This is a genomic window from Brevibacterium sp. LAARM3_SD1 (genome assembly GCF_057364765.1).
This window is the reverse complement of the sequence record NZ_JBNFOL010000025.1, coordinates 15,979-39,358: the sequence shown is the minus strand read 5'-3', so window position 1 is coordinate 39,358 and position 23,380 is coordinate 15,979. Positions and strand designations below refer to the sequence as shown.

Annotated in this window: 21 protein-coding genes; 3 read left to right on the top strand and 18 right to left on the bottom strand. The window is 64.4% G+C overall.

Going from position 1 to position 23,380, the window contains the following annotated elements; all coding sequences use genetic code 11:
• Nucleotides 1-38: 38 nt before the first annotated feature.
• The 5 genes from AC2W7L_RS13590 to AC2W7L_RS13570 all read right to left on the bottom strand — a co-directional run bounded on the left by AC2W7L_RS13590 (nucleotide 39) and on the right by AC2W7L_RS13570 (nucleotide 4,167).
• A complete protein-coding gene (locus tag AC2W7L_RS13590) occupies nucleotides 39-1,415 on the bottom strand; it encodes a glycosyltransferase (protein WP_486004880.1) in 1,377 nt (458 codons plus the stop codon).
• 85 nt (nucleotides 1,416-1,500) lie between these two features.
• Nucleotides 1,501-2,310 carry an alpha/beta fold hydrolase gene (locus AC2W7L_RS13585; protein WP_486004879.1) on the bottom strand — a complete coding sequence of 270 codons (810 nt, stop codon included), beginning with the start codon at nucleotides 2,308-2,310 and terminating at the stop codon, nucleotides 1,501-1,503.
• A 30-nt stretch (nucleotides 2,311-2,340) separates the two neighbouring features.
• Nucleotides 2,341-2,652 carry a DUF2516 family protein gene (locus AC2W7L_RS13580; protein WP_092010787.1) on the bottom strand — a complete coding sequence of 104 codons (312 nt, stop codon included), beginning with the start codon at nucleotides 2,650-2,652 and terminating at the stop codon, nucleotides 2,341-2,343.
• Between the two features lie 190 nt (nucleotides 2,653-2,842).
• Entirely contained in the window at nucleotides 2,843-3,319 is a 477-nt protein-coding gene (locus tag AC2W7L_RS13575; protein WP_486004878.1) for an AzlD domain-containing protein, read from the bottom strand.
• Nucleotides 3,316-4,167, bottom strand: a complete 852-nt coding sequence (locus AC2W7L_RS13570; RefSeq protein ID WP_486004877.1) for an AzlC family ABC transporter permease — start codon at nucleotides 4,165-4,167, stop codon at nucleotides 3,316-3,318. Before AC2W7L_RS13570 ends, AC2W7L_RS13575 begins: the two co-directional genes overlap by 4 nt.
• 66 nt (nucleotides 4,168-4,233) lie before the next feature.
• On the opposite strand from AC2W7L_RS13570, the gene AC2W7L_RS13565 reads away from it, so the two are divergent.
• Nucleotides 4,234-4,887 carry a helix-turn-helix domain-containing protein gene (locus AC2W7L_RS13565; protein ID WP_486004876.1) on the top strand — a complete coding sequence of 218 codons (654 nt, stop codon included), beginning with the start codon at nucleotides 4,234-4,236 and terminating at the stop codon, nucleotides 4,885-4,887.
• Nucleotides 4,888-5,036: 149 nt separating this feature from the next.
• On the opposite strand, the gene AC2W7L_RS13560 is transcribed toward AC2W7L_RS13565, so the two are convergent.
• Complete coding sequence (locus AC2W7L_RS13560) at nucleotides 5,037-6,185, bottom strand: FUSC family protein (RefSeq protein WP_486004875.1); 1,149 nt, start codon at nucleotides 6,183-6,185, stop codon at nucleotides 5,037-5,039.
• 85 nt (nucleotides 6,186-6,270) lie between these two features.
• Between AC2W7L_RS13560 and pepN the strand changes: the two genes are divergently transcribed.
• Entirely contained in the window at nucleotides 6,271-9,300 is a 3,030-nt protein-coding gene (gene pepN / locus AC2W7L_RS13555; protein ID WP_486004874.1) for an aminopeptidase N, read from the top strand.
• A 182-nt stretch (nucleotides 9,301-9,482) separates the two neighbouring features.
• On the opposite strand, the gene AC2W7L_RS13550 is transcribed toward pepN, so the two are convergent.
• The 4 genes from AC2W7L_RS13550 to AC2W7L_RS13535 all read right to left on the bottom strand — a co-directional run bounded on the left by AC2W7L_RS13550 (nucleotide 9,483) and on the right by AC2W7L_RS13535 (nucleotide 15,185).
• Entirely contained in the window at nucleotides 9,483-10,571 is a 1,089-nt protein-coding gene (locus AC2W7L_RS13550) for a C40 family peptidase (protein WP_486004873.1), read from the bottom strand.
• A gap of 323 nt (nucleotides 10,572-10,894) precedes the next feature.
• Complete coding sequence (locus AC2W7L_RS13545; protein ID WP_486004872.1) at nucleotides 10,895-12,025, bottom strand: LLM class flavin-dependent oxidoreductase; 1,131 nt, start codon at nucleotides 12,023-12,025, stop codon at nucleotides 10,895-10,897.
• A gap of 123 nt (nucleotides 12,026-12,148) precedes the next feature.
• On the bottom strand, nucleotides 12,149-14,341 hold the full coding sequence (locus tag AC2W7L_RS13540; protein ID WP_486004871.1) for a DUF222 domain-containing protein: 2,193 nt from the start codon (nucleotides 14,339-14,341) through the stop codon (nucleotides 12,149-12,151).
• Between the two features lie 235 nt (nucleotides 14,342-14,576).
• Nucleotides 14,577-15,185 (bottom strand): helix-turn-helix domain-containing protein, encoded by a 609-nt coding sequence (locus AC2W7L_RS13535; protein WP_167199233.1) that lies wholly within the window; start codon nucleotides 15,183-15,185, stop codon nucleotides 14,577-14,579.
• Nucleotides 15,186-15,379: 194 nt separating this feature from the next.
• On the opposite strand from AC2W7L_RS13535, the gene AC2W7L_RS13530 reads away from it, so the two are divergent.
• Entirely contained in the window at nucleotides 15,380-16,408 is a 1,029-nt protein-coding gene (locus AC2W7L_RS13530) for an NAD(P)/FAD-dependent oxidoreductase (protein WP_486004870.1), read from the top strand.
• Between the two features lie 75 nt (nucleotides 16,409-16,483).
• On the opposite strand, the gene AC2W7L_RS13525 is transcribed toward AC2W7L_RS13530, so the two are convergent.
• The 8 genes from AC2W7L_RS13525 to AC2W7L_RS13490 all read right to left on the bottom strand — a co-directional run bounded on the left by AC2W7L_RS13525 (nucleotide 16,484) and on the right by AC2W7L_RS13490 (nucleotide 23,290).
• A complete protein-coding gene (locus AC2W7L_RS13525) occupies nucleotides 16,484-16,879 on the bottom strand; it encodes a universal stress protein (RefSeq protein WP_486004869.1) in 396 nt (131 codons plus the stop codon).
• 140 nt (nucleotides 16,880-17,019) lie between these two features.
• Nucleotides 17,020-18,453, bottom strand: coding sequence for an APC family permease (locus AC2W7L_RS13520; RefSeq protein ID WP_486004868.1), 1,434 nt, complete (start codon nucleotides 18,451-18,453; stop codon nucleotides 17,020-17,022).
• Nucleotides 18,454-18,558: 105 nt separating this feature from the next.
• A complete protein-coding gene (locus AC2W7L_RS13515) occupies nucleotides 18,559-19,260 on the bottom strand; it encodes a type 1 glutamine amidotransferase (RefSeq protein ID WP_486004867.1) in 702 nt (233 codons plus the stop codon).
• The gene (locus AC2W7L_RS13510) at nucleotides 19,257-20,483 is read right to left on the bottom strand and encodes a dipeptidase (RefSeq protein WP_486004866.1); all 1,227 of its coding nucleotides are present in this window, start codon (nucleotides 20,481-20,483) and stop codon (nucleotides 19,257-19,259) included. The genes AC2W7L_RS13515 and AC2W7L_RS13510 overlap by 4 nt, the downstream gene beginning before the upstream one ends.
• A gap of 158 nt (nucleotides 20,484-20,641) precedes the next feature.
• Entirely contained in the window at nucleotides 20,642-21,799 is a 1,158-nt protein-coding gene (locus AC2W7L_RS13505) for a DUF819 family protein (protein WP_486004898.1), read from the bottom strand.
• 212 nt (nucleotides 21,800-22,011) lie between these two features.
• A complete protein-coding gene (locus tag AC2W7L_RS13500; protein WP_035321156.1) occupies nucleotides 22,012-22,320 on the bottom strand; it encodes a DUF3870 domain-containing protein in 309 nt (102 codons plus the stop codon).
• An 11-nt stretch (nucleotides 22,321-22,331) separates the two neighbouring features.
• Nucleotides 22,332-22,469 carry a hypothetical protein gene (locus AC2W7L_RS13495; RefSeq protein WP_486004865.1) on the bottom strand — a complete coding sequence of 46 codons (138 nt, stop codon included), beginning with the start codon at nucleotides 22,467-22,469 and terminating at the stop codon, nucleotides 22,332-22,334.
• Between the two features lie 20 nt (nucleotides 22,470-22,489).
• Nucleotides 22,490-23,290, bottom strand: coding sequence for a serine hydrolase (locus AC2W7L_RS13490; protein WP_486004864.1), 801 nt, complete (start codon nucleotides 23,288-23,290; stop codon nucleotides 22,490-22,492).
• Nucleotides 23,291-23,380: the final 90 nt, after the last annotated feature.

Genomic DNA, 23,380 nt, shown 5'->3' with positions numbered 1-23,380 from the left:
TTCGCTCGGCTCTCGTGCTCACCGCCGACTCTAGTCGTTCAGCACGCTCCGAGCGGCTCCGTGGGGCGCGATGCTGCGCCGGAGGTCGCGGGCAGCGCGTCGAGGACGGCCGCGACGGTCCGGCCCCAATCGAAGCGTTCGGCGCGGTCGGCGGCGTGGCCGGCGAGTTCGGCTCGCAGGTCCGTGTCGGTGAGCAGGGTTTCGATCGCCGTCGCCCAGTGGTGCGGGTTGTGATCGGCGATGAGCAGTCCCGAATGTCCGTGTTCGACGATTTCCGGGAGTCCTCCCACCGCCGAGGCGATGGCCGGCAGACCTGAAGCGGCCGCTTCGGCGGCGACGAGTCCGAAGGATTCGCTCCGCGAGGGGACGATGAGTACGTCCGCGGCCCGGTAATAGTCGACGAGGACGTGGGAGGGAACGGGTGGGCGGATCTCGACGCTGGGTTCGTTCGCGATCGCCGCGGTCAGCTCCTGCAGGTAGGTCGACGACGGTCGGACCGCTCCTCCGCCTGTTTCGACACCTGCCCCCGAGGCGGCGCCGAGGAGGATTCCGCGGGTCCGGGAGGCCAGGTGCGGGTTGCGTTCTCGCAGTTCAGCCAGGGCGTCGACGGCGACGTCCGTGCCCTTGATGAACTGCATGCGCCCGACGTAGAGGACGATCGCCTCGTTCACGACGAACCCCAGACGCTCGCGTGCTTCCGACTGTGAGTCTGGCGCGTAGAGACCATGGTCGACACCCGGTCGGGCGACGACGACCGAGTCGGGATCGGCGTGGAGTTCGGTCACTAGGTCACGGCGTTCGGCGGGGGTGGCTGCGACCAGCAGGTCGGCCCCAGCGGCAATGCGCTCTTCGGCTTCGAGCCGCTGAGGGCGTTCGTGGCTGGTCTCGGAATCGCGGTTCTTGACGGCCCCGATGGTATGCATGCTCACCGCGATCGGTGCTCGCCTCGGTCGGTCCTGCCCAACCGCGGATGCGGATCTCTCGTCAGTTCCGATGTCGGTGTTCGTGTCGATGTCGGTGTCGAGGGCGATTCTACGGGCACGCAGGGCCGCCTCGGCGGATATCCAATAATGCGCCCAGACGAAATCGGCGGCGCGGAAGTCAGGGTGGGCCGCAAGCAGTTCGCCGAGTTCATCGAGCGCGTCGGCGAGTTCGTCCTTCGTCGTGGCGCCGACCGGCAGATGATGGAGGGTGATGGAGTCGGTGATCTCCAGCTTCGCGCCATCACCCGTGTCGGCTGCGCTACTGCCCATGCCGTCGAGGCCGCCGGGATCGGCGGTGAACACGTCGACGCGGTGTCCGGCTGCAGCGAGTGCGCGCACGGATTGGTCGACGTAGACGTTCATCCCTCCGGCGTCGCCCTGCCCGGGTTGGGCGACGGGCGAGGTGTGAAGGGAGAGGACAGTAATGCGCACGGAGACAGTCTAGCCAACAACCTCGGTCGGGCGACGAGTCGAAGTCAGTGCCAAATCAATGCCTGCGCCTCACCGACGCCAGTGCCTAACCGAAGAACTCGCCGAGGATGCGCCGCACGTCGTGACGCCCACGCCACAGGATCGATCCGGCGGGAAGCACCTCGAGGCGGGAGGTCGGAATCGCACGGTGGATATCCTCGGCGATGGTGACCGGATGTGCCGGGTCATCTTCGTGGGTGAGCACGAGAACGTCGCCTGCGAAGGAGCGCAGGTTCTCGGCGGCTGCGTCGGTGTCCGCGACGGCGATTTCGAGGGCGAGTCCGAGCCCGTCGGACATGTCCGTGTGGACGAGGTTCTCGGCCTTCGCCTTCGTCCAGGCTCGCGCGGGCAACATCTGGGCCACCTCGGCGGGTTCACGGGAGAGCATGAGTTCGACGATGCCGTCGATGTCCTCTTCGGCGACGAGGCGGCGCAGTCTCTCAAGGTAGGAGCGGTTGGCGGCGGTCACCTCGGCGGGGAATCCGGTGAAGGAGGCGGGGAGGACGAGGGCGACCTTGTCGAGGCCGCGGGTCACGGGATGAGCGATGCTCAGCAGGTGGAGAAGCCCACCGGCGGACATCGAGACGCCCAGCGCCCGGCTCGCCGAGGTGGTGCTCACGGCGTCGGCGAGCACCTCGGCGATCTGTGGGTAGGTCCATCCGGGGCCGGGTGAGGGGCGGCCGCCGTGGCCGGGCAGGTGGAGGAAGTGGCGCGTGCCGGTGATGCCGGTGCCGAAGGGGCGGGTGTCGCGGATTGCGCCCGCGAACCCGTGGCCGAAGAGGGTGTGCGGGTCGCCGGTTCCGAACGTGGCGATGAAGCCGGAATCGGGGCCCGGCAGGTTGAGGTCTGTGCTCATGCGGTGAGTGTGGTCAGCCGGTGCGCGGCGTCAGCGGTTGCGATAGCGCGGGTCGACGGCACGGACCTTCGGACGCACATCGGTGAGGTAGACGATGCCGGCGACGAGGGCGATGATGTTGAGGAAGATCATGCTCATGCCCATCGGCGGCAGGGCGATGAGGGCGAGCGCGAGCCCGACGCCGAGGAGGATGACCCAGAACTTCTTGCTCTGCTTGTCCACGGCGCGGTAGTTCTCGTCCTTGAAGCGGAGGCAGTCGATGAACGCCCAGAGCTGGACGACGAATGCAGCCACCGTCAGGGCAAGAAAGACGAGACGCTGAAAGCCCGCGATGTATTCCATGGCCCCAGCCTAGCAATCTCGCGCTTTCGGGGCAGTTCCGGCCCGGAGATCCTCGGCAATTGCCCACCCGCAACCCACGGCTTTCACAGTGGGTGCTGGGTGCCCCGAGGCTGCAGTCCGTGGACCGCGCCCAGGCCCACGCTGGCAAGTTCGTCGACCTGCACTCAGTTCAGGCCGTCGCTGCCCCAGCTCAGAGGATCCCGGTCGTGCGGATGAGGGCACACACGCCCATGCCGATGGCCACGGCGAGCAGCATCGGCACGCGCAGGATCGCGGCGAGCACTCCGGCACCGACGCCGATGAGGCGGGCGGGATCGGCGATGTCCTTGCCGTCGAAGACCGCGGTCGTCGCGAAGACGGCACCGATGAGCACGACCGTGGCTCGGTCCATCCACATCGTCACGCGTTCGGTCGAGTCGGCTGAGCCCGAGGACTCCCCGGGTGCGGAGGTCTGGGCGAGTGCGGAGGATTCGCCAGACGGGACGGACTGGCCGGACGCCGAGGATTCTCCATGCTCGGAAGATCCGACTCCCACCGAGGCGGTCGACAGGGTACGTCGACGACCCCTCACAGCGATCGCCGCTCCCACCTTCACTCCGGCGAAGCGCATGAGATAGGTTCCGAGACTCAGCCCGGCCAGGGCGATGAGAAAGCTGACGGCGCTCATCGGTGCCCCTCCCCTCGAGTCGCGGATTGCGTTCGGTCGTCACTGCGCTGTTCGGCACCGGGCAGTTCAGCATCGCCCTGATCGGCACTGCGCTGATCGACACCGTGCTGTTCGGCCCGGTTGTCTCCGGAGCGGCGGCGGATGAATGAGCGCACGGCCCAGCCAGCGGCGACGAAGACGAACACGGACAGCGAGGTCACTGCCCCCAACCCGAGCGGCAGCAGCGGGGTCAGCCCCACGGCGATGAGGATTCCGATGACGGTCAGCGAGAGCGTCACCTTGTTCTTCAGATCCCCGCGGATGAGGCAGAAGAGGATGATGGGGAAGGCCGCGTCGAGTCCGAGCAGGTCCGCGTTGATGACATTGCCCAGCCACTGTCCGACCATGGCGCCGCCGGGCCACATGATGGCGATTGCGGCACCCATGAGCAGGAACGCATGCCATTTCGCGCGATCGTTGTGCCCGGTGCGCGAGATCGCGGTGGATTCGTCGTTGATCCAGTGGGAGGCGATGAGAGCTCGCCAGTCCTGCGGGAAGAAAGGGCCGACCGCAACGCCGAAGGCGAAGTTCCGGGAATTGACGAGGAGCCCCGCGAGCACCGCGAGAATCGGGGCACCGCCGGCGGCGATGACGCCGACGAAGGTGAACTCGGCAGCACCGCCGAGAGCGAACATCGCCAGCAGCAGCGTCTGCCACCAGGCGAAACCGGAGACCGCGGAGATCGCCCCGTACGACAGCGCGACGGCGATGATCGTGATGGTGACGATGGCGACCGCACGATAGGTCGAGCCGGCAAGAACTCGCTCGACGCGAGGCTTCCGCTCAATCGTGCGAAATAATGAACTCATGTTCCATACAGTGCACCCTCGGCCATCGTTCGTCAACCCGAACGACCTACCCGCTATAGTGAACCCATGACTTCTCGAAGCAACGATGATTCGCTGAACGACTCGCAAGGCAGTTCCACCCCCGCTTCCGCCCCCGATTCCGACCCCACTTCCGCTCCTGTTGCCGGCACCGGGCTCTCGCCGAGTCAGCAGATCGCTGCGGCCCTGAAGCGCGAACGGCTGCGCGCCGGACTCTCTTTGTCCGAAGTCGCCAGGCGGGCCGGAATCGGGAAGTCGACGTTGTCCGGACTCGAGACGGGAAGCGGCAATCCGAGCCTGGAGACGATGTGGGCACTGGCCGCTGCGCTCGATATCCCTCTCGCTCGCCTGCTCGACCCTCCCCCGCATGAGGTGGCGCTGCAGCATGTCGGCGATATGCCCAGCCTGCCGTCGACGACCGCGAACTATGTGGCCACTCTGCTCTCACCGTCGCCGACGAATGCCCGTCGCGACGTCTACTTCATCCAGGCCGAACCGGGCGAGCCGCGCGAATCTCAGCCGCATCCCCAGGGCACGATCGAACATGTCATCCTCGGCCGCGGGGCGGCACGGATCGAGGTCCTCGGGAAGTCCTATGACTTAGGCGTCGGCGACTACCTCACTCACCCGGGCGATCAGCCCCATCGATTCACGGCTCTGGCGCCGGGCACGAACGCCGTCTTCGTCGTCGAAAGCAGCTGACAGACCCTCACGGCCCGCATGGCGCACGGCCTGTCAGTCGCGGACCCCATTCGAGCTCCGCCCCGTTCGGCGCACGGCCGGCAGAGCGAGCCCGCACGACACCCGGCGCTTCCAGCGCACTATCCGCAGATCGACAGCGGTATCACAGACTATTCAACGACTGGACCGTCATCGTCTTCGGCGTTCTCCGCCAGCGGCGGAAGCCGCGACTGTGCCTCCTCGCGTGTCAGCCCTGCGGCCTGCAGCAGGTCGACGGCGACTGTGCGCAGGAGCAGGACCATCGACTCGTCGTGGATGTCCCAATCGGACTTCGCCCGCGGATCCAGCGCTCCCGCAGCTTCGGACAGGGCCGCCTCGGCGAGGGACCGATCGGTACCCCGACGCAGGGCGATCTCGAGCTTCTTCGCGCCGTCGGCCAGGGATCCGACGTAATCGGCGATGACGGGTTTGCCGACGCCGAGCTCGGTGACACCCACGACGCGGCGAGCGATGACGCGAATGGTCCGCATCGCCCGATCGGAGTAAGTGTGGGCACGGGACAGTCGGGTCACCTCGGCGGCATGTCGGCGGGCACGCGCATTGATCTTCGCGGCTTCCCGGGAGATCCGCAGGGATGAGCCCCAGGATTCGATGATGTCCTGGGTTTCGCGAGCACGCTCGAGGGCGCGGCCGGCCATCGTCTCATCGGCGTCGTGCAGGGCCCGTTTCATCATCCTGAGGACGGCGTCGACCTCCTCAAGCATGTCCGCTGCCAGGCGCCGCGGAACCTTGCGGGCGTCGCGCGGGATCAACAGGGCCAGCAGAATCGCGCAGACGGACCCGGTCAGAGCATCGAGGGTGCGCGGGAACGGCATGGTGGTGGCGGTGGCCGGGACTACGACGACGTAGACGGATTGGACGGCGATCTGCGTGATGAAGATGCCGCCGGAGTTGAGGATCGTGCCGATGACCAGGCCGATGATCAGGGTCAGGGCGAGCTGCCAGATGCCGGAGCCGTAGAGGTTGACGAGCATCTCGCCCACGAGCACCCCGAAGGTCGCACCGATGCCGATTTCCATCGCCCGGCGCAGACGACGGTCAGCGACGGGGCCGATGCCGACGGCAGAGGCGACCGCAGCGAGGAACGGATACGGGTGGCCGAGGACGTAGACGCAGAAAGCGTAGGCGGCGGTCGCGGCGATGGGGATCTGGATCAGCTGGCCAGAATTCGACCACACCCGCTTGAGTCCCATGCGCAGGCGGTGGGCGACGACATTGAACCCCCGCCGAGGCAGTTCGCTGACCCGAGTCTTCGCCATCAGTCCCCTCTGCCGTTCGCTGGTGCTGTACTCAGAATACCGGAAATGTGGCATGCTAAAGTCTGTCCGCCGAGGAGGCTATTGAATGACAACGAATCTCACCCGAAGCGAAGCGCAGAGTCGAACACAGCTGCTCGAGGTCGATTCTTACTCAGTCCACATCGACGTCAGCAACGCCGAAACCGATGCCGACACGTACCTTTCTCGCACAGTCGTCGACTTCTCCGCCCGCTTCGTCGATTCGACATTCATCGACCTGATCGCAGACTCCGTGTCCTCCGTTCTGATCAATGGCGAGAGCCTCTCCCCCGCCGCGGCGTTCGACGGTGCGCGGGTCACGTTCCCCGTCCGCGCCGGCCGCAATTCGCTGACGATCGAGGCGCAGGCGCGCTATTCCACCTCGGGCGAGGGACTGCACCGATTCACGGATCCGGCCGACGGCAAGACCTACCTCTATACGCAGTACGAACCCACCGACGCCAGACGCGTGTTCGCGAATTTCGACCAGCCCGATCTCAAAGCCGAGTTCATCTTCACGGTCACCGCTCCCGCGCATTTCCAGGTCCTGTCGAACCGCACCGAGGTGAGGACGGAACCGGCCGATGGCTCGGCAGGTGCCGCCTCGGCGAACGGGTCCGACTTCGCGACGTCGGCGGGGTCCGGATCAGCCGGCGCGGTGACACACTATTTCGAACCGACGCTCAAGCAGTCGAGCTACATCACCTGCATCACGGCGGGCCCCTATGAGGGGGCGACGGATGAGTGGACGGACCCGCGCACCGGGCAGACCGTGCAGCTGGGTGCGTGGACGCGGGCGAGCCTCGTCGATCACCTCGACGCGGACGATATCTTCGGCGTCACGAAGGCCGGTCTCGAATTCTTCACCTCCGAATTCGACTACCCCTACCCGTGGGGCAAGTACGATCAGATCTTCGTCCCCGAGTACAACCTCGGTGCGATGGAGAATCCTGGTCTGGTCACGTTCACGGACAATCTGATCTTCCGCGACAAGGTCACGGACGCGAACTACGAGTCACGCGCCAATGTCATCCTGCACGAGATGGCGCATATGTGGTTCGGCGATCTCGTCACGATGAAGTGGTGGGATGACCTGTGGCTCAAGGAGTCCTTCGCCGATTTCATGGGCGGACTCGCACTGGCCGAGGCGACGCGGTTCACCGACGGCTGGGTGACCTTCGCGCTGCGCCGCAAGGCGTGGGCGTACACGCAGGATCTGTATCCGACGACGCATCCGATCGTCGCCGACATCCCCGATGTCGAGGCCGCGAAGCTCAACTTCGACGGCATCACCTACGCCAAGGGCGCGTCCGTGCTCAAGCAACTCGTCGCGTTCGTCGGACGGGAGGCGTTCTTCGCCGGGTCGAGGCTGTACTTCAGACGGTTCGAGTACGGGAACACCGAGCTCGCGGATTTCCTCGAATGCCTCGCCGAGGCGGCTCCCGACCGGGACATCGCGAACTGGGCGGCCGCGTGGCTGGGGACGTCCGGGGTCTCTGAACTGTCTCTGCAGCTGACCACGTCGGATGGTTCGTCTTCATCTGCAGATGGTTCGGCCGGGTCCTCGACTGGGTCTTCGTCGGCTGCCGCCGTCGCCGCGCAGAGCGGGGGCCGCGGGAGGCTCGTGACGTCGAGCTCGGGTGCGCGGCTGCGCAGCCCGGATGCGGTCGACGACAGCATCGACGGTGCGACCGGAGCCGCTCACGAGGCCGGGTCCGGTGCGAGCGGCAGAGCTGAGCCGCCGCGGCGCCGGTCCGGGTCGGAGAAGATCACGGGAGCCACGATCACTCAGGCCGATTCGGCCGAGGGCTCGGCTCTGCTGCGCCCGCACACGATCGAAATCGCCACACTCGGACGGTCTGGACGGGCGATCGTCCCCCTCGATTCCTTCCGCTTCGAGTTCTCGACCGAGTCGGCCGATGTGGAGCAGCTCATCGGTCGCAATGCCGGTGTGATCACTCTGCTCAACTTCAATGATCTGGACTATGCGCGGGTGCGCCTGGATCCGGAGTCGGTGGAGGCGGCGGTCACCTCGGCGTCGCGGATTGCGGATCCTCTGTCGCGGGCTCTGGTGTGGTCGGCGTTGGACAATGCTGTGCGCGACGGGCTCATGCCGGTGCAGAAGTACCTCACCGCTTATGCCCGCAGTCTGGGCAAGGAGAGTCACGCCGGGATCATGGCGGGACTCAGTCAGACCGCTCTGACCTGCATCGATCAGTGGGTGGCGGATCGGAACTTCGATGCCGCGATCATGGGCCTGCTGGGAGCAGCGCTGGATGCGTTGTCTGCGGCGAAAGCCGGGTCGGATGCGCAGCTGCATCTGGCCAATCTGGTGTTGGCGCTGACGTCGCGGACGGCGCGATGCGCGGCCGGCAGTTCGGCCGTAGCCATGGGGCGTGGATTCGCCAGTCAGATCCTGGCAGTGCCGGTCGGCGAGGAGATCGACCGGATGTACGCCGGTGCTCCTGGTCAGTCGGGGCAGTCTGGTTCTGCGGGGCAGTCGGTTGAGTCTTCCGGGGGAGCTCGCGCGGGTCGCGGTGCCGACCATTCGACTGCGACGCTGCCGTTCCGCGGTCTCATCAATGATCATGCGCTGAGGTGGAATGCGCTGACCGCGCTCGTGTGCCTCGGATGGGCGGATCAGACCGATATCGCGCGGGAGAATCATTCGGATCCCAGCTCTTCGGGTCGGCTTCACGCCGAGACTGCCAGTGCCGCCCTGCCCCTGCCGATCGTCAAGATCCGCGCATGGGAGGCGATCCGCGAGGCGGGTGCGCTGAGCAACGATGTGCTGTCGGCGATCATCTCCGGGTTCATCGCACCGAGTGCGATGCCGCTCATAGAGGAGTATGTCGATGAGTACTTCGACGGTCTGCTCGCTTTCTGGATGGACAATTCGATTGAGATCGCACGCCGTCTGGTGCTCGGCCTCTACCCTCGGTGGTCCGTCGACGAGGAGGCTGTGGTCGAGAAGACCGACGCTTGGCTGGCTGCCAACGTCGATGCGCCTGCGGCCCTGCGCCGGTTGGTCATCGAACGTCGCGATGATCTGGCCCGAGCCATCTTCCTGAAGTCGACTCAGAGCTCGCGGCACTGATCGACTATCGACTTGGCTGGCGCGTCTCGGCGATAACATTCTGAAACCACTGATGCCGGGCCCTCGTTGGGGCACCGGCCATCAGTGTGTCGATTGGTCACTGTTTCGATCTGGTCGGGCTGATCAGCTGCCCGACTCGGTCAGAATCAATCCAGAATCGGGACGTTCCGACTCAATCCAGGTCAGAGGATCCGGCGGGCTCCGGAGAATTCGTTTCCGGTGTCCCACTTCTTCCAGTCGGTGACGTAGACGTCCTTCGACGCGTTCGGCGAGTGGATCATCTTGCCGGCGCCGACGTACATGCCGACGTGGTGGACAGTTCCCGAGCTGGTTGAGAAGAACAGCAGGTCACCGGGCTTGAGGTTCGACGAGGCGACTGCCTCGCCGGCCTTCGCCTGTTCGCCCGAGTCGCGGGGCAGGTCGATGCCGTGGGCTTTGAAGATCGAGTAGGTGAATCCGGAGCAGTCGAATCCGTAGGCAGAGACTCCGGCCCACAGGTAACGCAGGCCTTCGAACTGCTTCGCGGTCTTCACGAGGTCTTTGCCGCTGGGCTTCTCGGGTTTGTCGCCGACATCGTAGACATCCACATCTTCGATGCCGATCCAGGCGGCTCCGCCACCGGGGAGTGCCACACGGACATCGTCGACGTCCTGCGCGATGAGGGGCAGGTCGACGTTGAAGCTCACATCGGCACCGGTGTCCTTGGTGAATTCGATGCCTTCGAGTTCGCTCTTGGGCTTCGTGACCAGGGCGCGGGGCTGGTCTTCGCGGAGCTTTCCGAAGCGGTCGTTTTCAACAAGCTGCTTCTTGGGCAGCCAGCCCGGGTAGCCCTTTTCGTCCTTCGGGGTCTTCTGGTCGGTCACGGCGACCTTGGCCCAGCTGCCCTTGATGTCGAGGACGGAGACTTCCGAACCGTAGGTCGCCTGGGTTTCGGCCTTGCCGGTGAGTCCGCGGCGCACATCGGTGGGCTCGAGGTTCTCGTTCCACTTCTCGAGGTCGACGGGGTGCTGGAGCGCAGGCTTATCGACCTTGCGTGGTGCATTCGGGTCGGTCCACAGCGTCGCTACCGTGACATCGACGTAGGCGGTCTCGCCCTTTTCGATCTTGCCGTCGGTAATTCGTTCGAGTTCTTGGCCGGGAACGACATCAGCTGAGATGCCGGACGTTTTTGCGGCGTCGGTCGAGGACAGATTGCTCGACAGTGCAGGAGCACCGGCGCCGAAAACCAGTCCGACCCCAAGTGCTGCCGAAACAGCAATTTTGGTACGCATTATTTCTCTTTCGGTCTGCGGGCCGCAGGCCGCGCGGGGGAAGTCTCCGAAGATGCGCGAGCGCATTCGGCGTACAGTTTTCGATCCCTACCCGGCCCTTCCGAAAGGAGTGACCACGCTGGAAACGAGGTTCTGCACGGTGTCGATTCCACTGGCTGTCACTCGACTGTCAGCATTCATGACACTGTGACAGGATAACGCGGACTGCTCGTGGATTGAAGCCCGCTTGCTCGAATCGATGCTGAGCTGAGACTTCGATTCGGTGCCGACAGCCGTCCTCAAAGGTCGGCCGGAACCGATGAGAACCGAAATTCCACCCCGTGTCAGACGTCGGCCCCTGCGCCGGTCGCGCCGGAAGCAGCGGTGGCGGAAGCAGCGGTAGCGCCGAGGAACTCGGCGGCAAGCAGCTCGATCGTCTGGATCCGGCCCGGGTCTTCTCGTACGTCTTCACCTTCCAAGGCGCCGGCAATCGGCTGGATCATGATCTCGTCGACGTCGAACCGCTCTGCCAGCTCTTCGAGCTGCGCGGCAGCGGATTTCGGGTCACCGATGATCCAATTGCTGGTGAGCTCTTCACCGACCATGCGCTCTTGGTCGGTCATCACCGATCGGACGTCGTCGCCGGCCAAGCGCAGCTTCTCCATCGGCCCACCGGTGCGCATTCGGGACATCTGCAGCATGAAGGGCTCCGAGCGCAGCTGTGCCTCTTCCTCGGTGGGTGCCACGACAAGGTTGGCCGTGACGAACGTCTTGGGTTCGTCTCCATAGGCACCCGGAGTGAAGTTGTCTCGGTAGATCTTCATCCCGGTAGTGGCACCGGATGCGAAGTGGTTGGCAAAGACATAGGGCATGCCGAGTTCAGCCGCCAGCCGCGCAGAGTATCCGGATGAGCCGAGCAGCCAAGGCAACGGCTGCGTTCCCGGAGCCGCCGCGGGCGTCGCTTTGAGCACGTGCTCGCGCCCACCATGGAGCGGAACCCGCAGACCTTCGGGCTGCATGAGGCTGAGAGTGTCGATCACATGTTGAGGGAACTGTTCGACAGGATCGATTGCGCGTCCTTCGCGGTCGACCATGCGCCCCTCACCGAGGTGGCCCCGCATTGCCGCCGAGGTGATCGGATCCGTCCCCGGTGCGCGCCCGATTCCCAGATCGATGCGGTCGCCGTAGACCGCAGACAGAAGGGCGAAGAGTTCGGCAACGGCCAGCGGGGCATGGTTGGGAAGCATGACTCCCCCGGATCCGAGGCGGATCTGCTGAGTTCCCTGACCGAGGTGCATGAGCTCCGGCCCTGGCATCGTCGATGCGATCGAAGGCATGTTGTGGTGCTCGGCCACCCAATAGCGGGTGAATCCGAGCTTGTCAGCGGTGTCGATGATCTGCTTCGAGGCGGCGAAGGAGTCTGCTGTTGTCTGCCCTGTGCGCACAGGGACCAGGTCAAGGATCGAAAGCTTCATATCGAGGCAACAGCGTGCGCAAACGGAACATTCCGTACTGCTCGTGTGAGGCACATTGTCCGTCGCAATGAAGCTCAGCTGCGGCGGCCGCCGGTCGGCTGGCCGCCCAGAGGCAGCAGGCGATCAGCCGAAGAGGGTCTCTCCGATCTCGCGTGCGATGAACCGTGCGTGGAGCACAGGTTCCTGCGCCGGATCGATGGTCGCCGGCGGCACCCACGCGGGGCGCCCGTCGATGAGCATCCTGCAGTCCCATTCGGTGTAATCCAGCAGGTGGTGGTGTGCGGAACAGGCGAGCGTGAGGTTGTTGACGTCGGTCTTGCCGTTTTCCGCCCACGGGACGATATGGTGCGCTTCGCACCATCCGGGAGGAGTGTCGCACCCGGGGAACGTGCATCCCTGGTCACGACTGGCAAGAATCGCCAGCTGCTTCTCAGTGGCCAACCGTCGCTCTGTCGCCAGCGCCATCGATTTCGTCTTCTCCCCAATTAGGTGGAAGAAGACCGAACCATTGAGTCCTTCCAGAGCAGCGGAGTTGATCGGGAATGGCGCTTCTGTCCCGGTGACGGCTTTGCCGGTCTGGTTCGCCAGGTCTTCGGCCTTGGCCGTGACGACCAGCGCGTAGGCTGCTCCAGCCTTGATGCGGTTCATCTCGATGCTGCCGATGACGCTGGAGAAGCGCTCATAAATGCGACGGCGGACACTCGGCTGTTCAGCGGCCATAGCCACCAGGGTGCCATCCTGTTTCACACCGGCTCCCTGCGGGATCTTTCCATCCGCACCGACCTGCGGCTGAGTGAAGTCGAGCGAGGGGTCGAGGCAGTCCGAGCGGTCGCCGCACAGAACCTCGCGGAAGGTGTCCACGACTTCTTGGTCGACATCGCTCTCGCTTTCACTGCCGTTTCCGGCAGCCGGACGGGCTTCGTCCACGGTGCTGGTATCACTGCTTGCCGCATTCGCGCAGCTGTCCTCTTCCGACTGAGAATCGGTTTTGATTCGTGAGGTCAGCAGTCCGTTGAGGATTCCCCCGGTCTCCTCGTCCAGGCATCCCTTGAGGGTCCAGGTGCCGTCTTTCATCTGGCGAAGGTTCACGTTGAAGTTGTCCCGGTCAGCTGCTTCCTTGGGCTCTTGACCGTCGGGATCGATCCAACCGAGGATCTCCTGGAACAGCTTGTGGATATCGCAGACACGGACGGTCGGAGCCTTTTCGACGAGCAGGCGCTCGGCCTCGATCTTGTCATCTTCCGACACTTTCGGCGGCAGACTGATCAGGCATTTGGAAATGGTCGACGCTTGATTCGACGACAGAGTTCCTTCACGTAGGGCGGCAGCGAGGATGGGGAATTTCGCTTCGATCGACTCTCCACTGATGCTGGTTCGCTTTCCCAGGAACTCAGCGAGCTGAGTCCTGCGGTAGGCCTCCTGACCCGACACGTTGAGTCGGTGCTGGACGAGCGCCTTCGTCGTCTTCGCTCCATAGTCGCGGGGCGTTCCGACTCGGTCGAATACCGAGAGCGTCACGATCGAGAGGGATTCGTTGAGACGGTTCAGGGCCTCAAGACCGTCGAGGAGTGTCACGGCGTCTTCCGGCCCCATGGGGCGAGTGAAGTCGTTGAGCTCATTGAGCAGATGCTTCAGACTCTCGATGCTGCCGGTGACCTCCGGGGCCACGTGCTTGAGGTCCGACCAACGGTATTCGTCGAGGAGCGGATGGGCGTCGGATTCCGAGTCGACGCTTTCGGCCAGAGCCTTGTGCCGTTCAGCGCGTTCCGTCTCGGCGATTCGTTCGGCTTCCTCTTTCGCCTTCTTCCTCGCTTCGTATTCCTCTACGCGCGCATTCCACTCCGCTCTTTCGCGCTCGAGCGCTTCGTCCTCTTCGCGGGCCTGCGGGTTGTTCCGAAGGAATTCTTCGTGCTCGGCGGCGCGCTGGGCTTCTCGCTCTTCGCGCTTGGATTTCATCCACGCGCTTTGGCGTTCTTCGATCTCTTTGATGCACGCCTGAACTTCTTCTGTGGTCTCCGGCATGGTGGTTCTGCTTGTCCAGCGTCCGCCACCGTCGGGAGGTTCGACGTGTTCGTCGCGGGTTTCGTTCTCACCCGCCTCTTCATCGGCCAGATTGTCGGCGATCCCGTCGAATCTGTCGGCGAGGGGGTGGCCGCTGAGGTCAAGTCCCGCCTCGGCGAGCAGCTCCCGATAGGTGCGCTCGGAAGAGTCGGTCGGCGGGGAACCTGGAGGGGATGGTGTCGGTGGTGCGGGTGAGGTCTTTCCTGCCTCGGAATAGTTGTGCCCGTTGTGCCTTCGGTCGGGGATGAGAGCCATATTCTCTGTGTCCGTTCATCATCGTTGATGGGTTCGGCTTGACTCTATTATAAGTCATGATTCGAACAAACACCATAGGTTTGTACGCTTTATTTGAGATACTTCCCCGAACTTACGATATATTTCTATTTCCTGTGGTCAATCGTCGTTTTCACTATCCTCGGACGGCAGCCAGGTCGGTCGATGGACGCCACAGTACGGTTCGGCACTGACTCGAGAGCGGTGCCGACCCCTTTCAGCTCTTCATATGAACGCGCTGCCCCTCGGGGCCGAAGAGACTGAGATATTCGACGCCATCATCGTCGGCCCCACCGAACCAGTGCGGAGTTCGCGTATCGAACTCGGCGGCCTCACCAGCATTGAGGATCATCGTCCGATCACCGAGGATGAGGGTGAGTCGACCGCGGATCACATACACCCATTCGAATCCGGGGTGAGTCTTCAGCGCACCGAGCTTCGGCGTCTGCCGACCGTCGACGATGTGCTTGAACGCCTGCACTCCGATCGCTCCGCGACTGAGAGGCAAGACGGTCTGGTCATGGAACTTCCGCGGCGAGATATGGATACGCGGATCGCCGATCGGCGGAGTCCCCACCAGCTCATCCAGCGGGAGTCCATAGACCCCGGCGAGCGGCAGCAACAGCTCCAAGCTCGGCTTCCGCTTCCCGGATTCCAGGCGCGAGAGCGTACTCGTCGACATTCCGGCCAGCTCCGCCACCTCATCGAGAGTGCGATTCTGCTCCTGCCGCAGCCCCCGCAGTCGAGCTCCGACGCCGGCCAACGACTGCCTGATGGCCTCCTGCGCCTCGACCGGCGCGGAACTGCCTGCGAAACTGTCCGACATTCGGCCCGCAGCTTCAGTTCCCCGCGCGCCTGCCGAGCCGCGAGTCGCCCGTTCGCCTGGTTCCTTTGACTCTCCCATACCTTCAGGATGACAGATTTTGCTGTTTCAGCAAATATGTTTGCACATTCACATTCCCGAAGAGCACACTCGAAACAGCACCACATCCCGGCTACCCGCCACCACCCAGGAGAATCATGACCACCCCGACCACACCCAAGAGCTCACAAGCGTCCGTCCCCGACTCGTCCGCCGAATCCGCGCAGAACGCCTTCGATGTCGCCGTCATCGGCGGTGGCGCAGGAGGCCTCGCCGCCTCAATCGCCTTAGCTCGATCGCTGCGTTCCGTTGTCGTCATCGACGCGGGCCAGCTCCGCAACTCTTCGAGCGCACACGCGCACAACGTCCTCGGCCATGAAGGCATCAGACCGCAGGATCTCGTGGCGAAAGGCCGTGTCGAGGCCGAAGAATACGGCGTCACCTTCATCGACGCGACGGTTCGACAAGCTCACTCGATCGAACCGGAGCACAACCCCGCCGAGGAGGCTCAGCGGCATCGATTCGAACTGACCACCTCGGCGGGGGCCGAGATCAGGGCCCGCCGGATCATCATCGCCACGGGGCTGAGCGACGAACTTCCGGACATCCCCGGCCTGTCCGAAGGGTGGGGCGACACCGTCCTGCACTGCCCCTACTGCCACGGGTACGAAGTGCGCGGACAACGCATCGGGGTCATCGGCACGACAGCTATGTCATACCACCAGGCGATGCTGTTCTCCCAACTCAGCGACCGGGTCAGCTTCATCAGCCACAACGCTCCGGCTCCCGATTCCGAGCAGCAGGCCATGCTCGATACGCTCGGAATCGAGTACATTGACTCCACCGTCACCGAGGTGGACCGCACCGAGTCCGGAACCGTCGTTTCGCTGGCGGCAGGCGAATCTGCGGAAGGAGCGAACACGCTCACCTTCGATGCGCTCACCGTCGGCGCGTATGGGCGAGCGAATGCCGAACTGTTCACTCAGCTCGGCGGCGAAGTCGTCGCTCACCCGAGCGGGATGGGGGCCTACATCCCCACGCAGATGGCCGGGCAGACCGAAGTGCCCGGTGTCTGGGCGGTCGGCAACAGCGCTGATGTGTCGGCGATGGTCGTCGCCAGCACCGCCAGCGGCGTGATGGCCGGAGCGCACGTCAATGCCGACCTCGTCATGGAACGGCTCCGCTGAGGCAAGCACAATGCAGGCGTCACGCATTCGCGCCGTGGCCAGTTTCCACAGGCCACGGCCGCGGCTGTCCCGGTCTCAGTGCGTGGCTTTGACGCACAGCACCGGGGCTTCGGCGTCGAGGATGACCTTCTGGATGGTCGACCCGAGCAGGAACTTCCCGACCGGGGTGCGTTTCCGGGTTCCGAGCACGATCAACTCGGCTCCCACCTCGGTGGCGGTGTCGAGGATCTGTTCGGCCGGATCGTATTCGCTGCCCAATGTGAGCACACGAAACTCGACATCCGACCTGGTCAGGTAGTCGTTGACCGACTTGAGCTCACCATCGCCGAGGCGGTAGGAATCGCTGCGCTGAGCCGAGCGTGAAGCATTGACGACGACGAGTTCCTTGCCGTCCTTCTTCGCCTGCGCGATGCCGGCATCGAGAGCAGCATGTCCGGCGGGATTGTTGACGTAACCGACGAGTACTGTCATTTTTCACCTTCGTTGGATTGAGCTGTTTGGATCCGAGTGCGCAGGACGGGTACCTACCGTCCCAGCATATCGAGCGATACGGACATGGGTCGCGCGCGCCCGCCAGCGAGGGACCGCACCACCTCGGCGAGGGGATGGGCTCACGTCAGTTCTTCGGGATTGCGGAACCGGGTGCTCGTGCCCTTCGTCGAACGGTTCCAGAACCAGGTCACGGCCCACAGGACGACGCCGATGCCGACGAGCGCCGCTGCGATCTGATACTGGATGAGGTCGTCGAGTCGCGCCCACGGACCGACGAGGAACACACAGGTGAAGACGCCGATCCACGGCAGGAACTTGGGAGCCTTGAAATGCTCGGTGTTGGCGGACTTGTCCTGGCGCAGGATGATCACGGCGACGTTGACGACGGCGAACACCGTCAAGAGCAGCAGCGAAGTGGTGCCGCCCAGGGAAGCCGTGACGGATTCCGGGAGAACAGTCGACACGAAGACGATGAGTGCGAAGGCGATCAGCGTCGTGAAGATGATCGACACCCACGGCGAGCGACGACCGGCCATGACCTTCCCAAACACGGGTGGGAGCACATTCTGCTTGGCCATTCCGTAGAGCAGACGGCTGGCCATGAGCATGTTGATCAGGGCTGTGTTCGCGACCGCGAACATCGTCATGAAGGGGAAGATCTTGTCGATCGGCAGTCCCGGGGCACCCTCGCGGACGACCTCGAGCAGCGGAGTCTCACTCTCCGTGAGCACGCCGATCGGCACGGCCGCGACGGTCACCACTGACACAAGGACGTAGATGAGGCAGGTGATCCCCAGGCCCGAGAGCATGATCTTCGGGAACACCCGCGGATCCTTCGTCTCCTCGACCATGTTCACCGAGTCCTCGAAGCCGACCATCGAGAAGAACGCGAGAGCAGTAGCTCCCGTGATCGCGAGGAAGGCGCTCTTATCGCCTTCGGTCTCGAAGATCATCACGCGCGAGAAGTCGGCGTCGCCCGAACCGAGTGCAAAGAATCCGATGACGATGACCAGCAGCAGTCCGCTCAGCTCGATGAGCGTGAGGAAGACGTTGAACCACAGGCTCTCGCCGACACCCCGGAGGTTGATGAGCGCGATGAGGGTGAGGAATGTCAGCGCTATCCACATCACCCCGGTGCTCGATATGTCCCAACCGAAGCCGGCCACGAGGTTCTCCGAGAAGACGTTCGCCGCCGTCGACGCCGAGGTGATTCCGGAGCTGAGGACGGCGAAGGCGACGAGAAACGTCACGAAGTGGATCCCGAACGCCTTGTGCGTGTACAGCGCGGCACCCGCTGCCTGCGGGTACTTCGTCACGAGTTCCATATAGGAGAAGGCGGTGATCAACGCGATGAGGAAGGCGAGGATCACCGGCGCCCAACCGGCACCGCCGACCTGCCCGGCCACCTTGCCGGTCAGCGCATAGACGCCGGTTCCGAGGATGTCACCGACGATGAACAGCAACAGCAGCTTCGGTCCGATGACCCGCTTGAGGGTCTCGGGCTGGTGTCCGTCACCGGGGTCGATTGTCGTCGTGGGTTCTTTGTCGCTCACGGTTCCTCCGTGTCCAATGCGGCGGCCGTGCCGCATACCTGGCAACCCTGACTGTGGTCAGAGCCTCGCCTAGTATGCCTCAGACAGCAGCCTGACACACAAGCTTCAGTTCCGAACCACTGCCAGAAACGCCGAGAACAGAGCCTTCGAATCACGTTCGCTCTCCGGCCCGAGCTCCGTCGCTTCTTCCAACAGGGTATCTTTATCGAACCCCAATGTCTGCAGTTTCTCCGCGTCCCAGCGCTCGATGTTCGCCCGTGTCGACTCCGGATGGAATTGCGTCCCCCACGCCCGCCCCACTCGGAATGCCTGGAATTCGCAGGCCTCGCTCGTGGCCAGCAGCGTCGCCTCCTCGGGGAGCGCGACGATCCGGTCGACGTGGCTTTCGACGAACGACGTCCGCGGCCGGATCGCCGAGAACACGGGGTCCGCGGCCGCCTCGGCGGTGGTGTCGATCCGCGTGTATCCCTTCTCCGGCGCCCCGGTCTGAGCACGCACATCACCTCCGACGACGTGGGCGATGAGCTGCCCGCCGAGGCAGATCCCGAACTGCGGCAGTTCAGTCTCCAAGCCGCGGCGGACGAGTTCGGCCTCATCGGCCAACCACGGAGCACGATCCGTCTCATCGGGCATGTACCCGCCGCCCAGCATGACGAGCCCGTCATAGGCATCGAGCTCGGCAGGGCTCGGCAGCGGCGAGACTCCGCCGATCCGCAGATCGAATTCGACGTTCTCGCTGATCATCCACCGTGTCAGCAGTCCCGGCTGGGACTCGATGTCGTTGACGATGACGAGCAGCCGCGTCATGATTCCACCCCCACCGAGGCGGCCGAGCCGTTGGCGGCGGAAGCGGCGTTAGCGGCTGAAGCGGTGTTGGCGGCGACGCCGCCCTCCCCCGCCGAGGCGGCCCGGCCGTTGTCCGCGGAAGTAACGTTGGCAGCGGACGGTGCCTCGTCCGCGGAGCCGAGGAACGCCGTGTACGCGTCCTCATGTGCGTCGAGGACGCGCATCGCATTGTCGAAGCCGATCTTGCGCAGGTCGGTCTGCGACCAGCCGCGCGAGGCGAGCTCGGCGAACAGGTTCGGATACTGACCGGCGTCGCCGAGTCCGGTCGGCAGCTCGTCGACTCCGCAGAGGTCGCCACCGAGGCCGATGTGGTCGATGCCGATCCGCTCGCGTACGTAATCGCAGTGGTCGGCGACCTGGGCCACAGTCACCTCGGGGGCGGTTCCCTGCTCTCCGGCGTCGACCCATTCGCGGCGGGCGTTCGAGACGAACGAGGGCACGAAGGTCATCATCGCCACTCCCCCGTTGCCGGGCACGCGGTCGAGGACGTCGTCCGGGATATTGCGCGGGTGCGGGTTGAGCCCGTACGCGCAGGAATGGGTGAAGAGCACGGGCAGTGTGCTCTGGTCCAGCGACTGGTGCATGACCGACGGCGCGACGTGGGAGAGGTCGAGGATCATGCCGATCCGGTTCATCTCCGCCACGACTTCACGGCCGAAGGCGCTCAAGCCCCCGTGGACCGGTTCGTCGGTGGCCGAGTCGGCCCAGGAATGGGTGGTCGACCAGGTCAGCGTCATATAGCGAGCACCTGCGCGGGCGTAGGACCGCAGCACCGCCAGGGACTCGTCGATCTGCTGACCGCCTTCAACCCCCATGAGGGAGGCGACCTTGCCGGCGGTGCGCGCGGCTCGGACGTCGGCGGCGGTGCGGGCGAAGGCGAGTCGTTCGGGGTAGGCGGTGACGAAGCGCTGGACGGTGTCGATCTGCTCCCACGTGGCCTTGATCGCGTCGGCGCCGGTGATCGAGGAGTGGACGTAGACAGACCAGTACTGTGCCGCCACGTGACCGGCCGCCAGCTGGTCCATCGTGGTGAACGGGGAGACGCTCGGGTCGTTGAGCCCCTCCACGCTGTAGTCGCGTTCCTCGCGCAGATACCAGGCGAGGTCGTTGTGTCCGTCGAAGACGTCGACGGCTTCGGGTGCGGATGCTGTGTCAGGTGCAGCTGCTGTGTCGGGTGCGGTCATGGTCGGGTCCTTCCGGTCGAGCGGATTCGGTCAGGGCTGGAGCGGGGCGGTCGGACGCGGGCCGGCTGGGCCGGTCCGGTCGACGCGGGGCGCGCACGGAACGGCGCGTCCGTGTTTGGGCGGTCGGCCGCCTCGGCGAGGTTGGGGTGGTCCGTTCATCATGCCAGCCCGGACAGGATCTGGGCCGACCAGAGGCCGAGGAACGTGCCGAGGAACGTGCCCATCAGCGCGAACAGCACACCGACGGGGACGAGCTGCCGGTTGAAGGCACCCGCGACGACCGGCGCCGAGGCGATTCCGCCGATGTTCGCGGTGCTGGCCACGGCGATGCTGAAGAGCTCGGTGCGGGTGAGCTTCGCGTAGATGAGCATGATGGCGATATGGACGACCAGGACGATGATGCCCGCGACCAGGTAGAGCGGCGCTTCGGCCAGGGAGGTGAAGTCCGAGCCGGAGGCGATGATGCCGATGATGAGGTAGAGCAGGATCGTCGCCAGCTCGTTGGATCCGGCGGTCTTGCCGAACCGAGTCGCCCCGATGGCGAGGCCGAGGACGCTGACGATGAGGATCGTCCACGCTGTGCCGTCGATGACCGCTCCGACCTCGGGCAGCAGTTCGCCGAGGCGGATCGCCAGGGCGGAGGCCAGAAGCGCGAACCCGATGAGCCCGAAGATCGACGACAGCGTCATCGGCTTCTCCTCCTCGGCGGAGACGCGGTCGGTGAAGTCGAGCTTCGACATATCGGCTTTCGTCCACTTGTCGAACTTGTCGGACACGGTGACGGAGGAGAAGATGAGCAGCAGCCAGAAGGAGTAGAGCACCGTGTCGACGATGAGGACATAGCCGAACACATTCTTCGGTGCTTCGAGGACCTCCTGCACCGCGACCATGTTCGCCGAACCGCCCGTCCACGAGGCATTGAGCGCACCAAGGGCCTTCCACGCTTCGGGGTCGAGGCTGGAATTCAGGATGAGGTAGCTGATGATAAAGCCTGCGATGATGCTCGCCGCGGTCACGGCGAAGGTGAGCAGCAGCTTCGGTCCGAGCTTGATGATCTGCCGGACATCGCACTTGAACAGCATGAGCAGGATCATCGCGGGCAGCAGCACCTCGCGCAGGGTGTCGCCTACGGCCGTGATGTCCCCGCCGTCGTGGTCGAAGACTCCGATGGTGTTAAGCAGCGCGGCCACGATGTAGAGGATGACGAAGCCGGGCACATACTTGAAGAGTTTGAAACGCCCGCTCCGGTCCGCGACGACGAGTACAGCGGAGATAGCCAGAAGCAGGCTGATGAATAGATAACCGTCCGTGATCACTAACGACACTTCCTCATTGAATTCGTCCATCCCGACAGGGGCATTGCGGGAGACGCAGCAGTTGGCGCCGTTGCCGGCGCCACTGGCAGTGCAACCGATGGGCAGTGCCGACAGCGGCACCGATGATGCCCTCCGGGATGGAGCAATGTGCAGTTGTCGATCGGATCCGGTCCGGTGAGGGCCCGGGCAATCGGGATGGTCGGACGTGCTGCTTAAGCGGCAACCTCGCGGTACTTCTTCGCGGCGTTGTTCACTGCCGTGATCAGCGCTTTCTGCGAGGAACCGTGGTAGCGGCGCTGGATGCGCTCGATCAGTCGACCAGGGTCCGTGATGTCGGCATCGACGAACAGGCTCCGAATGAAGTTCCGGGTCAGAGCCAACGTCGCCGTGCAGTCCACATCGAGGATTCGGTGGGTATCCGGCGCGATCTCGAAAGCCACGTAGAACAGACCGAACTGGCTGGTGATCGGGTTGTTCGACGGAGCCTTCGCTTCGCCTGTGAGGTAGATCGTGTCGGACATCGCCCACCAGACTACCCGACAGTTCTCCGCGGCGGTTCGCGGTCGACGGCCGCCGGGACCATCATGGTCACGCTCAGCAGGGTCACGCGCAGCAGGGTCACGCGCAGCAGGGGCACGCTCAGCAGGGTCACGCTTGCCACCGAAGTCACGCTTGCCACCGAAGTCACGCTCAGAGGAACCGGTGTATCGCGTCGCCGGCCTCGCGCATGACCGGCATGACGTCGACGACGCGGTCAGTGCCCGGCTCCCAGTTCGCGAACACCGCATAGGCGACGCGACGCGTAGGCGTCATCACGATCCCAGCATCGGCCCTGATCGTCCCGTTCGTGCCGGTCTTGTTCCACACCCACACGTCGCGCTGATAGTTGTAATGCGCGAGCGGGTCGAGATCGAACGCCGAGGCGACCATCGAAGTGTCCGCGCCGGCTCCCAACCAGCGCCGGAAGACCTCGTTCGTCGACTCATCCCAGAACTCGTCCTTGGCATGCCGGGCCATGAAGTCACTGAGCTCGGCGGCGGTCCCCGTCGACAGGGTGCGCGGCGCTTTCGCCGGGCGCGGCCAGCGCAGAAAGTCATGCAGACCCGAGTTCCGGTACCCGAGCTTCTCCACCTGATCCGCAACATTCTCAAGCCCGACCCGGCGGATGAGCACGTTCGTGGCGAAGTTGTCGCTGAACGCCCCGATGAGCAGTGCGACGTCGAAGATGCTCAGATCGTCCTGCTCCATGAGGTACCAGATCCCGGACTCGTCGACTCGCTCCGACGGCCGCCGATGCAGGCGCTCCTCCAGGTCAAGAGTGCCGTCTCTGTACATCTGCAGGGCCGTGTGGAGCAGGAAGACCTTGCCCATGCTGGCGGTGTCGAGTTCATCGTTCTCATTGTGGGCGAACACCCGTTCCCCACTGTCGACGTCGAAGGCCAGAGCGCTGAAGCGCACTCCGGGCAGTCCATCGAAATTCAATTCGCTCATCATCGTGCTCCTATCAGTCTCGTTTCGTTCATGTCCGCCCGCCCGCGATTCGCCCGCCCATCAGATGTGGGCATCTGCACGTGGTCGGCT

Bases quoted from the DNA above. Each gene is read 5' to 3' on its own strand.
- AC2W7L_RS13585 (WP_486004879.1), bottom strand. From the start codon at position 2,310: ATGAGCACAGACCTCAACCTGCCGGGCCCCGATTCCGGCTTCATCGCC.
- AC2W7L_RS13580 (WP_092010787.1), bottom strand. From the start codon at position 2,652: ATGGAATACATCGCGGGCTTTCAGCGTCTCGTCTTTCTTGCCCTGACG.
- AC2W7L_RS13575 (WP_486004878.1), bottom strand. From the start codon at position 3,319: ATGAGCGCCGTCAGCTTTCTCATCGCCCTGGCCGGGCTGAGTCTCGGA.
- AC2W7L_RS13570 (WP_486004877.1), bottom strand. From the start codon at position 4,167: ATGAGTTCATTATTTCGCACGATTGAGCGGAAGCCTCGCGTCGAGCGA.
- AC2W7L_RS13565 (WP_486004876.1), top strand. From the start codon at position 4,234: ATGACTTCTCGAAGCAACGATGATTCGCTGAACGACTCGCAAGGCAGT.
- AC2W7L_RS13560 (WP_486004875.1), bottom strand. From the start codon at position 6,185: ATGGCGAAGACTCGGGTCAGCGAACTGCCTCGGCGGGGGTTCAATGTC.
- pepN (WP_486004874.1), top strand. From the start codon at position 6,271: ATGACAACGAATCTCACCCGAAGCGAAGCGCAGAGTCGAACACAGCTG.
- AC2W7L_RS13550 (WP_486004873.1), bottom strand. From the start codon at position 10,571: ATGCGTACCAAAATTGCTGTTTCGGCAGCACTTGGGGTCGGACTGGTT.
- AC2W7L_RS13545 (WP_486004872.1), bottom strand. From the start codon at position 12,025: ATGAAGCTTTCGATCCTTGACCTGGTCCCTGTGCGCACAGGGCAGACA.
- AC2W7L_RS13540 (WP_486004871.1), bottom strand. From the start codon at position 14,341: ATGGCTCTCATCCCCGACCGAAGGCACAACGGGCACAACTATTCCGAG.
- AC2W7L_RS13535 (WP_167199233.1), bottom strand. From the start codon at position 15,185: ATGTCGGACAGTTTCGCAGGCAGTTCCGCGCCGGTCGAGGCGCAGGAG.
- AC2W7L_RS13530 (WP_486004870.1), top strand. From the start codon at position 15,380: ATGACCACCCCGACCACACCCAAGAGCTCACAAGCGTCCGTCCCCGAC.
- AC2W7L_RS13525 (WP_486004869.1), bottom strand. From the start codon at position 16,879: ATGACAGTACTCGTCGGTTACGTCAACAATCCCGCCGGACATGCTGCT.
- AC2W7L_RS13515 (WP_486004867.1), bottom strand. From the start codon at position 19,260: ATGACGCGGCTGCTCGTCATCGTCAACGACATCGAGTCCCAGCCGGGA.
- AC2W7L_RS13510 (WP_486004866.1), bottom strand. From the start codon at position 20,483: ATGACCGCACCCGACACAGCAGCTGCACCTGACACAGCATCCGCACCC.
- AC2W7L_RS13500 (WP_035321156.1), bottom strand. From the start codon at position 22,320: ATGTCCGACACGATCTACCTCACAGGCGAAGCGAAGGCTCCGTCGAAC.
- AC2W7L_RS13490 (WP_486004864.1), bottom strand. From the start codon at position 23,290: ATGAGCGAATTGAATTTCGATGGACTGCCCGGAGTGCGCTTCAGCGCT.